Raw genomic sequence first — 13,234 nt, 5'->3', positions numbered from 1 at the left:
GAGTTAAGGAGTCACGGCCTTCGTCGGCAAGGATTCCTCCATGTTGCCAACGGCGTTCCCCGCACTCAACGACGATCGTTTCGACGAGCTCCGCCGCGGCCTGGCTCTGCTCTTGGAAACCGTTCCGAGCCTGTGCGGAGTGCTGGGCGAGCCGTATCGGTGGACGGGCCGATCGGCCGTCAAGATGCGATACGAATCGCTCGAGTTTTGCCGCCGGCGCGGCACGGCTCCGCCCCTGGTAGCCGTGCTGATGGGGCCGACCGGAGCGGGCAAAAGCTCGTGGTTTCGCCTGCTGACCGGCGTGGAGGTTCCGGCGGGCGGACCGCGTCGCCCCATGACCCGGGCCTGCGCCGTCGCCGTCCCTCCCGAATTGTGCGACGAGACCTTCCTGAAGGGCGTTTTTCCGGACTACCGGCCGGTACGTTTGGAGACCCCCGAACAACTATGCGAACCCACCTCCGATGACATCCTTTTCTACTACCCGTCGTCTCCCGAAAAGGGCGGCCAAAGCCTCCCGCTGATTCTGGCCGACGTCCCCGACTTCAACTCGGTGGAATGCGCCAACTGGAAGTCGGCCGAGAAGATGCTGGCTCGGGCCGAGCTGGTCGTCTTCGTGGTCTTCGGAGAGTCGTACTCCGATCATCGTTCGGTGGAAATGCTGGCGAAGTGCTGCCGGTCGGCGGCCAATTTGATCTACCTCCTCACGAAGACCCCGCCCGATGCCGCCGCGGCGATGCGCCGACACTTGTTGCAGTTGGTCGCGGAAAAGGAGGAGCTGGGTTTCCACGAGATCCGGGCGGACGGCCGGACGCTGATGCAATGTTTGGCCGAGAGCCGATTCTATTGCAGTCCCTTTGCCGACCCCCGGACCGGTCCGCGGCTGGATGAGGCGGTCCCGCTGGACGACGATGCTCCGAGTTTGGTCTCGTGGCTGCGCGGCCAGGACGGCAGCCGGCTGGTTTTTCTCGGACTGCTGGAGGCCGTCCGCGAGGCGACCTTGTCCGCCGAGGAATTGCTGCTGGCGGCCAAGGGACGCAAGGAGAGGCTGGAGGCCGACCTCGCAACGTTCGACGCGCTGGTTCGCGATGCGGCGGAGTTCATCGCGCGGGGAATATTCCCCGCCGGCAAGCCGTTGGAATTGGCAATCGCGGAGGCCCGGCGGCACTCGCCCGCCTTGGTGCGGTCCTTCGCCCGCGTGATGGGCTACGTTTCGGGAACGGTGAAAGGCGCCGTGCATGCGGCGAGCGAAATCCTCTCGTCCCTGCTTTCGGGCCGATCGGCCGGGGAGGCCCCCCCGGCTTGCACGCTCGAGGAATTGGAGAAAAACAAGCTGCGGGAGTCGCTGGAGCTGTTGATCGATCGGCTCCGCAGCCGTTTTACCGAGGCGGCCGCGGCGGGCGGGACATTGTCCGCAGAACGCATCGACGCAATCCGCGAAGGCCTGCTGAGCCGGCCGCTTCCCGAGGTCGGCAGGGACTGGGAATCCGCGGTTCGAGAAAAGCTGGCGACATGGTGCCGGGAAAACCGACGGCTCGCGATGGCTTTGACCATCCTCCCGCCGACGTTGAATCTTGCGAGTTTGGGGCTGATCGCGGCCGATCTTGGTTTGAGCGGGGGTCTCTTCGGCACCACCCTCGGCTCGCTCACGGGGCTGGCCGCCTCCAACGCGGCGGCCGCCTGGTTCATCGAGCATTTCGCCAAACTCCGGCTGGGCGAGGTCGCCGAGCACGCCTATCGCGATTGGGCGAAGCAGCGGGCCGACGAATTGGAGGTCTTCCTCCGAGAACATTTCGCCGACGCCTTGACGCAGGAGTGGCGTAGCAACTTGCGGCAACTGGAGACGATTCCCATCGACCGCTGCCTGCAAGCGTGCGAAAGCATCGAGAGGCGGATGTCGGCGCGGCGGGACGACGGGCGATGGGAGGCGGCCCCGGTTTCTCAATCGGCGGAGGACTGGAAATCATGACGTCGGATGCGACGGCCCGGCCCGAGACTTCCATGATCGAGCCGCTGCTGGCGGATGCTCGCGAATTGGCCGCGCTGTGCCGACCCTTCCTCCTTTGGCCGGCCGCGCTCGAAACGGCCCAACGGCTGGCGGCGGCGGAGGAGTTCGCGCGGCGGCGCGAAGCACCGGCATTCGCCGTGGCGGTGCTGCTCGGTCCGACGGGGGCGGGCAAGTCGGCGCTCTTCAACGCCCTTATCCGGCGGGAGGGTGCCAGCCCCGTTTCCGACGCCGTCCGCTGCTTCACGGACCGCCCTTACGTGGCCGCCTCGCCCGACCTCGAACCGCTGCTCCACATTCCCCCGGAGTTGAATCCGCGGTTCATCGAGGCCGACCTGGGCGGCGCCGTCCTCTGCGACTTGCCGGACATCGACGGAGCCGTGCGCGAACATTGGGACACCGCGCGGCGGCTCATCGCGCTGAGCGATATCGTGATCTACGTCACCTCGCCGGATAAACGGGCCGATTTCCGCGTCCACGAAGAGGTACGCCGCTGGGCCGCACGCAAACGCTGGCTGTTCGTGATGAATCGCGCGGATCAAATCCCCGAGCACGAGCGGCAAGAGGTGGTACAGGATTGGGACCGGCGTCTGTGCCAAGCGGGTTTCCGCCCCGACGCCGCGTGCCGCTTTTTGGTCTCGGCCGTCCAGCCGCATCGTTTCGAATTGGCGGATTTGCGCCGGGCGGTCTTGGAGCGGGACTACGGCAGGGACGGGCACCGGCTCCGCGCGGACGGAATCTGCGGCCACTTGCAGCACGCCGCGGCCGAAGAGCTCCTCGAGCCGCTCCGCGCCAAGGCGGATGCACTCCGCGCCGCGGAAGAGCGTTTGCGCGAAAAGATCCAAGCCGCCTACCGCCGGGCATGGACTCGGCGCCGGGCGGAAGAGGCCTTCCGGCAAGCGGTCGCCCAGCAGGTCTGGCGCTGGACCGCCGAGCGGACCTCGGCCTTCGCGGCCCTCACGGCTTGGCTGCGGACGCGGTGGTATCACCTCACCGCGACCTATCGCCTGTTCCGCCTGGGGTTTTATCGCTTTTCCCTGTGGGGCGCGGCGGCGGCTTCGCTGGACGCGCTGCGGGCGATCCTGACCGGCGTCTTGCCGCTCCAACGCATTCAGGAGGCGCTGGGGCCCGCCCTCGAGGCCGAGCTGGACCAGGTCGCGCAGGACGTTCGGCGGACCTTGGAGGATCACGGGCTGCCTCGCCCGGCGGAACCGCCAAAGGAGACGCCTCCCCCCAAGCCCGACGATCCCTCCGAAAAAGGCGCGTTCGATCGCGGGCTGGATTGGCTGATGCGGCGTTTGGGCGCGGAGCCGGGCGAATCGAAACTGTTGGAGGAGATTCGAGCCACGGTCGAGGAGGCCGCCGAGGAGGCCGCCTCCCGGGTCGCGCGGCGCTGGGTCGATGTGGTTGCCAACGCCCTGCCTTTCGTCATCCTGGCGGACGCCTCGATTCGCATCGGACGCGCCTGGGTGGCGAGCGGTTGGTACGCGGGCGAAACGCGCGATTATCCGCCTCTCGGATTCTACGGGCTGGCGGCGGGGCTGTTGGCGGTCAGCATCCTGCCCGGTTACTGGTTGATCGCTACCCGCATCGCCGCTCAATTGAAGCACCTGAAGCCCGCCGAGCGGTTCCGCGTCACCTCGCCCGCGGTCTTGGAGCCGCTGGCAACGCGGCGGCGGGAATTGGAAGAGGTCCTCCGCAAGGCGGAGCTCCTTCGGCACCGGGCCGTGCAAGTACGAACGCTGGTTTCCGCCGGACTGCCGGGAGCCCTCGCCGTAGGGGAGGACCCTGGGGCGGTCGCATCGCCCGCCGCGGCAAGCCCCGCTATCGCAGAAAGCCGATGAAGAAGCTGAAGACCTGCTCGTCGTCCGTCGGTTCCTTGCTGACCGGGAAGGCGAAGTCGAGGGCGATCGGGGCGGGTCCCATCGCCGGAATGACGATGCGAAGGCCGAAACCCGGCGCCACGCGGTAATTCTGGTCCCAGGAATCGACGGTCCGCTCGACCGTTCCCGTATCGCAAAAGATCACGCCGCGGATCAGGTCGTCGGCGGTGATGGGGAAGATGTATTCGGCGGAGGCGAGGAACATCATGTGCCCGCCGACGGGAATGCCCATCTCATGCGGCGACGCCCCGCGGAAGTCGAAGCCCCGCAAGCTCGAATATCCCCCGGCGAAATAGTGGTCGTAGATCGGCGTGTCGTTCCCCGTGACGTTGAAGCGCGTGCTCAAACCCAAGACGTGGCGACCGGAGCCGTCCGGCCGTTGGCTGAGCAGGAAGTACTTTCGCAAATCGACCTCGGCGCGGGGATAGTCGTAGGTGCCGATCACCTGCTCGAACGATACCTGGAACAGATGGCCTTCCGTGGGGAGGAAGCTATTGTCGCGGGTATCGTGCGTCAGCGCCACCTCGAAGCCGTGCAGGATGTTCGTGCCCACGACGTCCAGCAGGTCCTGCGGCGTGCCGAACGGCGTGACGATGGGATCGCTGATTTTGATGTCCGCGCCGCGGTAGGCGATGGTTGCCGACAGATCCGGCGTGAATTGATAGCCGAATCCGATGCGGCCGCCCAATCGCTCTTCGTCCCACTCGCGGTAATTGCGGCGGTAAAAATAGCCGCTGACGCTGAAACTGACGTTGCGGTCGAGGAAATAGGGATCGGAGAAGCTGACGCTGTAGCGGTGGACTTGGGTACCGGGGACGGCCTCCAAGCGGAACCTTTGTCCGGCCCCGCGCCAGGCTACGCCGTCGGCGATCTCCCGCCAACTTCGGGGCAGGCGGGCGATGTCGAAGTTCTGCTCTTCGATCAGCACCGTGCCCAGCAGACCGGCGTCGGAGTTGACGCCCACGCTGAACAGCAGCCGGCCGGTGCGGGTCTCGGTGACGATCGGCTCCAAGGGCAGGTCGAGCGGCGGTTCGGCGGAAAGCTCTCCCCCGTTCCAATAACCGTCCCATTGACCGGGCGGAGGGCGATCCGGAAAGACGATCGGTGCGGCCTGCGCGGGCGGAGGCTCCGCCGCCGTGCCCTGGGCGGGATAGACCGGGCCGCTCGCCGGAACGGCATACGCGCCGTCCGGTCGGTCCGGCGCGATGGCTCCGGCCGGGTACGCCACGCCCGCTGAACCGGAGGCTTCGGTCGCCGAGGCCTGGATCACCTCGGGACGTTGGGGGCTCCAGCCGACGCCGCCGGCCGTGTAAACGGCGGGCTGCGCGGCTTGCGCGGAGTTCTGCGTGCGCGCCGGAGCTTCATAGACTGCTCCCTCGACGGTCGGCGTCTCCTCCGCCGGCTTGCGCGGAGGGACGAAGCGACCGAGCCAAGAGGGCGGCGAGGGCAGGCTCGTTCCCGCCTCCGGCCCATATTGCCCGCGATAAATCGTCGTCTCGGCGGTGTTCGGCGTCTCCTCGCCGCCGGTCGGCACGACGCCTTCCCGCTGGGATTCGGGCGGCGCGGCGGTGCCCGGCCGGTTCGACGGCGCCTTGTCTTTCTCCGCCAGCACCGGCCGTTGCGCCGGCCGGCCGGTATCCGGGTCGGTCAGTTCCGGAGGGCTGAACACGATCTTCGGCTGCACGCCCCGCGTGGGATCGACCTCGAAGATCTGCGAGGCGCGGAGACGCCGTTCGCTCGCCCGAAGCTCGCGCGTGTCCACGATGTCGGTCGGCGCCAACGACATGCGGTTGAGGACTGTGGTCAGCCGGGTGTGGGGAAACTCGCCCTGAATCTTCACGTTGATCCGGCCGACCTGGTATTGCCGCCCCTCGTCGATGCGATACACCAGGTCCAACATCCCCGGCTCTTCCAGGAACCGCGGATCGACCTCCACGTCGGCGAAGACGTGGCCGATCGCCCCATACTTGTCTTGCAGCTTGGCGATGTCCAATTGCAGTTTGTTCTGATCGAAATAGTCGCCGGACTTCAGCTCCAGTCCGCCTTGGAGCTTTTCCTGGGGAAGCTTCTCGTTTCCGAAGAAGGCGATGTTGCGGATGCGGTAGCGCGGCCCTTCGTCGATGACGAACGTGACGGTGACCCATTCCCGATTGGAATCGAAGGGATCCGGCCGCACGTCGATTTCGCGCCCGACGCGGGCGCGGAAGAATCCCAGGCCGCGATAGTAGGCCGTCAACCGTTGCACGTCGCCGTCCAGCGTATCGCGGTTGAATAAGCCGCCGAGGAACCAAAACCAGCCGGGCTTGGTCTGAACTTGCGTGCGCAGCCGGGCGTCGGAGGCGATCGTGTTGCCGACGAAATCCGTCCAGCCGACGCGCTGACGCCGTCCCTCGTTGATGAGAAAGACGGCCCCGCGGTCCTCCGGTTTGTTGCCCTCGATGATCGTCACCGAGGCGTCCGGAAAACCTTTGTTATGGTATAGCTCCAGGATGCGGCGCCGGGCCTCCTCCACCTGCCAATTGTCGAGCGGGTCGCCGGCCTGGAGTCCCGTTTCCTTCGCGAGCCGCTTGGCGTCGAACACGCGATTGCCCGCGTAGGTGACGTAATGCAGCAGGGGCCGCGGAAGGACTTCGAACACGACGAGTCGTCCGCCGGGCACCTCCGGGGTGTAGGTCTTGACGTCCAAGAACAGTCCCGTGCGGTGCAATCGCCGCACGTCCTCCTCGATCAGATCGGGATTGAAAGGTCGGCCGGCACGGGTCTTGACGGACGGGAGGAACTTTTCGCGGGGAACCCCCTTGGCACCCACGATGCGGACTTCGGTCACCAATACTTCCGGACCGGGATCGACCGGAGCGGCGGTCTCCCTCGGCAGCGTCGCGGGCGGCTCCTGCGCAACCGCGCCGGCCGCCGCCATTCCGGCCGCCAAGGCCGCCAGCCAAACGCAGCCTTGGATCGCCCCGCCGAATGGGCCGGCGCTATGCTGCCCACCACGTCGCGCGGCAAACCGTATCGCAATGTGTCGGTCGTGATTCGTCTGCACCGGCTACGCGGCCTTCCCAGTTAATACGAAGGTGTCCGGGAATGGATCGGTCGTTCCCGGACGGGCCTGCCACCTCGAAGGCAACAACCGGACACGACGCGGCGTGTCCTTCCGGGAAACGGGGTTGTTCCTCGCATTCCATCGCCGCACGCCCCGGGCTGAATCGTCGGGCGATACCGCACGGGCAATCCCGCCCTAGCGGGCAAAGTGCGGCCGAACCCGGCGCAACGGCACGCTGCGGCCGCTCCTTTTCGTTCGCGGCAAGGGCGAAGGAATACCCGATGATGCAAGGAATCGCAAGGCGGATTCCGCGTTCTTCCCCAATCCCGCGGATCGGTACCGCGTGCTGCCTACGAAAAGGGCTTGCCGGAACGCCCGACACGCTCCCCGACAAGCCTTCGGATCCGCCGCAAGAGGCCCGGGAGGCTATCGGAGCGGGCGGGAATTCTCCGGATTGCTCTTGCCCCGATCCGGCAAACCCGGTATTCACTCCCCGGTCCGAGTCTTCGCCATCTCGCGTCGGCCGGGACTGCCGATTTCCCGGGAACGGTTTGCATGGGTCGAATTCAGGAAGATTTCGCCGCATTGGACCGGTTGCCGCACGGGCGTGCTTGCCCGTCCGCGCGACGTCTTCTTCTTTACCTTTGGCTCTTCTTGCCGTTTCTCGCCACGACGCCGATCTTCTTGGGTTGCCAAACGCCTCGGATCGTCCGCGACTTGGAACGCGAGAATCGGGAGCTGGAAAACAAGATTTGGGAATTGGCGGGCTTGTTGGAAGACAAGCAGGCGGAGTTGGAGGCTTGCCGCCGGCAAAGCGGGCGTTCGACCGCCGGCGGAACGGAGGCGCAGGCGCCGAAGCGGGCCCAAGAATCGGCGCCCCAGTGGCCCGGACGCGCCGAGCCGCCGCCTTTGCCCGGATACGACGGCCTGCCGGGAATCGACGTTACGCCGCCGCTGCAAGAGAGCAGTCCGGAGCGGGCATTGCCCGGCAGCCGCACACCGCCTGCCGCACCGGGTGCTTTCGTCCCTCCCGACTCCTCCATCGCGTTGCCCCAATTCCCGGAAACAACGCGGAATGACACCCCGTCTCGCGGGACGGACCAGACCTCCGTCTCCCCCGTCTCGCGCGGCGAAATCGCGGTCGCGACGGGCCGCACGCGCCCCGGCGGGAGCGATGAGGTCACCGCCGTCGTCTTGCATCCGGAGTGGGTGCGGGGAATCGACTTGGACGGCCGACCCGGCGACGACGGCATCCAAATCCTGCTTCAACCGATGGACGATCGCGGCGACATTCTGGCGGCGGCCGCCCCCATCACCGTGGTCGTGCTCGATCCGCAACTCACCGGATTGAGCGCCCGCATCGCGCGATGGGACCTCCACCCCGACGAAGTTCGCAGCTACTTCGTGCAGCGGGGCGGTACGTCGGGCTATTTGCTGGATTTGCCCTGGCCTGCCGAGCCGCCGGTCCACCGCGAACTGCTCGTCTTCGCCCGATACACCGCCGCGGACGGCCGAAAGCTGGAGGCCCAGGCCGAACTGAACGTCCGCCCCGCGGCGACGGCCTCGTGGAACGGCCATTGACCGCCCGTGCAACCCGCGCTCGAACCGGCCGCCGATCGGGCGGGAGACTCCGGCGACCGTCGCTCAATGCTCGTCGGCACGTCCGCCGGGCGCCGGCGGCGCCGCGCCGTGGGCGTGATCGTCCTTCCCGTTCCCCTGGATTTTCCTCAATCGCTCGGCCATGACCCGAAGCTTCAGTTGCTCCAAGTCGGCCTCGTCGGCCAGCTTGCCGAAGTAGTACCAGGAGGCCAGCATGTCGGCCAACGCGGTCAACAGCATCCACACGACCACGAGGGCGACGAATCCCCAATATGCCAGGGCAAGGTAGGCGGAGGTATCGCGGCTCGGCCACCACGTCCCCACCAGCATCAGCAAACCGGCGAGGCTACACAATCCGGCGGCCAGCAATCGGCGACGGAATTGGCGCTGCCGAAAGGCGGCTTCGCCGGGTTCGCGGGCGCCGCGCCGCTGAAACCGCCGGCGACCCAAGATGCTCCAGACCGCCAGCGCCAAACCGGCGAGCAGTACGGCGGCGGCAAAGATCGGCCCCGCCCAGACCGCCGAACGGGGAAGGTCGGCAGCTTCCGCGAGCGGAAGGACGGAAAAGGCGAACATCAACGATTTCCACAGCACCACGCGCGGTCCCTCTCGCGAAGGCACGAGCCGCGCCGTCCACCCGCCGAGTTCTTCGGCTTTCTGAGACGGCGGACAACAAAAAACGGCCGGCGCAAACCGACCGTTCCGCCGACCGTATTCTAATCCATCCCGAGGTTCGTCCGCTTGCTTTGCCGGAGCATTCGTCTCGCGGTCGGTGGTCGGCGCAGCACCGGCGGGGAACCGTCTCCGCGCCATCGACGCCGACGCACCGCTTCCCGGCCGGTCACTGCTCGCAGAGCGGCGTTTTCTTTTCCGTGATCTTGGGGCACTTGGGGGCCATGTCGGCGTTGATCTGGATGTATTCCTGCCACTCCTCGGGCACGTTATCGACCAAGAAGATGGCATCCACCGGGCACTCCGGCACGCAAGCCTCGCAGTCGATGCATTCGTCGGGATGAATATACAACATCCGCTCGCCTTCGTAGAAGCACTCGACCGGGCAGACCACGACGCAATCGGTGTATTTGCAGTCCACGCACGGCTTGCAAACGACGTGAGTCATACGACAACCTTTCTCCGTGAGATACCACCAGGGCGGTCAATATCCCCAACAACGTTCGGCCGCAATGTGAGCGGTCCCGCCGACTCGACGAGTTCGACGGCCGGGGAAAAGCGATTCTTTCAACATCGTAGAGTGGCAATAATACGGCGTCAAGGGAATGGGAGCGAGCCCGCGTCCGGTGCCGACCGCCCCACGAACTCCGCCCCTTGATTTCGCCGTAGCCGCGGGCAAAAAAACGGAGAATTCGGCACGCGGTACCGAATTCTCCGCGAATCGGCGTACAGGTCGCATGGTGCGACGGAGCGACGCATCCCCACGGGACACTTGGGCCGCCGCATCACGCCAAGGGACGCGAAACCAGCACGACGTCCTGGTCGGCTTTTTCGTTGAATTCGAATCCGCGATTGCGGAAGGTGGCAAGCATCCGGGCATTGTCCTTGGACGTCTCGGCGACGACCTTCTTGATCCCCCAGCGTCGGGCGACTTCCAGGCAGTAGTCGGTGAGCAGTCCGCCCAGGCCGCGACCGTGCCAACGATCCACCACGATGACGGCGTATTCCGCCACCTCGTGGTTGGCGTCGGCGACCAGCCGGCCTACGCCGATCAAGCGACGCTGCCCGTCCTCCTCCACCTCCGCCACGATTCCGATCTCGCGATCGTAGTCGATGAAGCAGTAGCGCGAGGCCATTTCGTGCGTGGTTTGCTTGAACAAATAACTGAAGCGGAACCACAGCGATTGGGTGGAGCAACTGGCCAGAAGCTCGTGCCACATCGGCTCGTCCTCGGGCTTGATCGGCCGCAGAATGACCGGCGTGCCGTCCTTGAGTTGGCGTTCCGTGACGAACTCCTCGGGATAGGGGCGAATCGCCAGATGGGCGTACGGCCGCACCCCGTAGACCAGCGCATTCCGGTCCACGATCACGCGGGCGTCCAGGGCGATGACCTCCTCCGGCGTGACGAGCAGCGGGTTGACGTCCAATTCCTGGATCTCAGGGTAATCGGCCACGAGATAGGAGAACCGCATCAAGACCTCGATCAGCTTGTCGATGTTGACGCCGGGCCGGCCGCGATAGCCGCGGAGCAGCGGCCAAGACTTGAGCGATTCCAGCGCCCGCCGCGCCAGCGTTTCGTTCAAAGGCGGCAAGGCCAGGGCGCGATCCTGGAAGACCTCCGCCGCCACGCCGCCCATCCCCACCAAGATCACCGAGCCGAACACCGGGTCGCGCTTGGTGCCGATGATCAATTCGAAGCTGTTGGGGTAGCTGACCATCTTTTGGATGGTGCAGCCGATGATTTGGGCGTCGGGCCGGCGCTCCGCCGCGCGCTGCGTCATTTGCTCGAAGGCTTCGCGGACGGCGGATTCGGTGGCCAGGTTCAGCTTGACGCCGCCCACGTCCGTCTTGTGCGTGATCTGCGGCGAGTGGATCTTCATCACGACGGGGAAGCCGACGCGCTTGGCGATTTCCACGGCCTGGTCGGCGGTCCGGGCCAGGAAGGGCTTGCTGACCGGGATGCCGTAGGCTTCGAGGAAGGCCTTGGACACGCTCTCCGTGAGGATCTCGGCGCCCTCGGTGAGCAGGCTTTCGAACACGCCCCGCAAGCGTTGGCGGTCGAAGGAGAAGGAGACCGGGATGTCCCGCGGGGTCTCGTGCAGGAGGGTGAGGTTTCGGGCGTAGGAAACCAGGTGCATGAACGCCCGCACCGCCTTCTCCGGAGTCGTGTACGAAGGGATGCCGAAATCGTTGAGGACTTGCATGCCCTCGGCGACGGTGTGACCGCCCATCCAAGCGGCCAACACCGGCTTCCTGTGTTTCCGCGCGATCTCGCCCACCGCCCGTGCCGTTCCCGTCGAATCGGTCATGGCTTGGGGGGTCAGGATGACGAGCACGGCGTCGACTTCGGGATCGTTCAAGACCACATCCAAGGCCTTGGCGTAGCGTTCGGGGGGGGCATCTCCCAGGACGTCCACCGGGTTGTTGTGCGACCAGAACGGCGGCAGGAACTCGTTCAGTTTTTGGATGCTTTCTTCGGAGAGGGAGGCGAGGTGGCCGTCCCGCGCGATCAGGGCGTCCGTCGTCATCACGCCCGGCCCGCCCGCATTCGTCACGATCGCCAGGCGGTCTCCCTTGGGCGGTTGCTGCCGGGCCAGCAGCTCGGCGCAGTCGAACATGTCCTCGATCTGGAAGATGCGTTCGATGCCGGCGCGTTGGAAGGCCGCCTCGTACACCGCATCCACGCCCGCCATCGCCCCGGTGTGCGAAGCCGCCGCCGCCGCCGATTCCGCGAAGCGGCCGGCCTTGTAGGCGACGATCGGCTTGGAGCGCGCGAAGGCCCGGGCGGCGGACATGAATTCCCGCGCCTCGGTGATCGACTCGATGTACAGGATGATGGATTGCGTTTCCGTCTGCGAGCCGAAATAGTCGATCAAGTCGGCGATCGTGACATCCAGCATGTTGCCGACCGACACGAAATAGGAGAACCCGATCCCTTGGTCGATCGCCCAATCGAGCACGGAGGTGCAGAGCGCGCCGGACTGGGAAATGAAACCGATGTGGCCCTTGGGCGGCGTTTCGGCGGCGAAACTGGCATTCAGCGAAAGGCCCGGCACGATGATCCCCAAGCAGTTCGGACCGACGATCCGCATGCCCGGAAACTTCGCCTGCTCCTGGAGGATTTGGGCCTCCAGTTTCCGTCCCTCCTCACCGATCTCGCGAAAACCCGCCGAGATCACCACCACGCCCCGGGTGCCGACCTCGCCCAAGTCGCGGATCAAGCCGGGGACGGTCCGCCCCGGCGTGCAAATCACCGCCAAATCGGGGGCGTGCGGCAGGCTTTGAACATCCTTGTAGGCGTGAATCCCTTGCACCGCTTCCCGCTTGGCGTTGACCGGATAAACCACGCCCGGAAACCCCGAGCCTACCAAGTTCCGCAAAACCGTATAGCCGACGCTGGTCGGCGTATCGCTGGCACCGATCACGGCCACACGTTGCGGATGAAAAATCTTGTTCAAGTTTTCAATACTCACGGTCGTCTCCCGGAAGCTGAGTGAAACTGTGTGACTGCTGAGTGGCGGGCGATCCCTGGAAGCGTCGGAGGGAGCACCCGGAAAAGATGACATGTGCAGCCTTGTTAATATATCACGTCGGCGAAACCTGCTGAAGGATTCACGATTGGCGATAATGGACCGTCGGCAACGATTTTTACGATCAGCGCTGAATGCGACAATTTCGTTGATTGTAACAGCCTCATTCCGCAATAAAGCCGCTACCAGGCCGCGCTGCAACTACGGGTTCGTTCCCGACGACCAAAACCCCCAAGGCCCCGCCGATGTCGTCCCGCTTTGGAGCCGACGCGGAGAGCAACGCCGACCGAACATCAAACGCGTTCTTTTCGTGTGTTCAAGTTATCCTTTTTACGCAAAGTAACTACCGCTTATTTACGCAAAGTGACGACCGCTTGTTTGAGCTTTTGCATCCCGATTCCGAGTCGATCGCGTCCCGCCCGATCACAACCAATCGCGGCACTCCGCGGAGGCCCGCAGTCCACAATGCATCCCCTCGACCTCTGCCCGGCCTCGCGCAAATCGG

The 13,234-nt window shown here is 65.5% G+C and carries 7 protein-coding genes; 3 read left to right on the top strand and 4 right to left on the bottom strand.

Annotated elements, in window-relative coordinates:
- Positions 1-40: 40 nt before the first annotated feature.
- Both ACZ5B4_RS14480 and ACZ5B4_RS14475 read left to right on the top strand, forming a co-directional pair.
- Positions 41-1,966 (top strand): hypothetical protein, encoded by a 1,926-nt coding sequence (locus ACZ5B4_RS14480; protein ID WP_464911943.1) that lies wholly within the window; start codon positions 41-43, stop codon positions 1,964-1,966.
- Entirely contained in the window at positions 1,963-3,846 is a 1,884-nt protein-coding gene (locus ACZ5B4_RS14475; protein WP_464911942.1) for a GTPase domain-containing protein, read from the top strand. Before ACZ5B4_RS14480 ends, ACZ5B4_RS14475 begins: the two co-directional genes overlap by 4 nt.
- Here ACZ5B4_RS14475 and ACZ5B4_RS14470 read toward each other — a convergent pair.
- Complete coding sequence (locus ACZ5B4_RS14470; RefSeq protein WP_464911941.1) at positions 3,827-6,928, bottom strand: BamA/OMP85 family outer membrane protein; 3,102 nt, start codon at positions 6,926-6,928, stop codon at positions 3,827-3,829. The genes ACZ5B4_RS14475 and ACZ5B4_RS14470 overlap by 20 nt on opposite strands.
- Before the next feature lie 555 nt (positions 6,929-7,483).
- Between ACZ5B4_RS14470 and ACZ5B4_RS14465 the strand changes: the two genes are divergently transcribed.
- A complete protein-coding gene (locus tag ACZ5B4_RS14465) occupies positions 7,484-8,509 on the top strand; it encodes a hypothetical protein (RefSeq protein ID WP_464911940.1) in 1,026 nt (341 codons plus the stop codon).
- Positions 8,510-8,572: 63 nt separating this feature from the next.
- Here ACZ5B4_RS14465 and ACZ5B4_RS14460 read toward each other — a convergent pair whose 3' ends face one another.
- From ACZ5B4_RS14460 to ACZ5B4_RS14450, 3 genes are all read right to left on the bottom strand, one after another.
- On the bottom strand, positions 8,573-9,124 hold the full coding sequence (locus tag ACZ5B4_RS14460; protein WP_464911939.1) for a hypothetical protein: 552 nt from the start codon (positions 9,122-9,124) through the stop codon (positions 8,573-8,575).
- A 244-nt stretch (positions 9,125-9,368) separates the two neighbouring features.
- Positions 9,369-9,647 (bottom strand): ferredoxin family protein, encoded by a 279-nt coding sequence (locus tag ACZ5B4_RS14455; protein WP_464911938.1) that lies wholly within the window; start codon positions 9,645-9,647, stop codon positions 9,369-9,371.
- Between the two features lie 337 nt (positions 9,648-9,984).
- On the bottom strand, positions 9,985-12,672 hold the full coding sequence (locus tag ACZ5B4_RS14450) for a bifunctional acetate--CoA ligase family protein/GNAT family N-acetyltransferase (RefSeq protein ID WP_464911937.1): 2,688 nt from the start codon (positions 12,670-12,672) through the stop codon (positions 9,985-9,987).
- Positions 12,673-13,234: the final 562 nt, after the last annotated feature.

It is taken from the genome of Thermogutta hypogea, from assembly GCF_055386265.1.
Note: the sequence above shows the minus strand (reverse complement) of the source record. Positions and strands in the feature narration are given on the sequence as shown.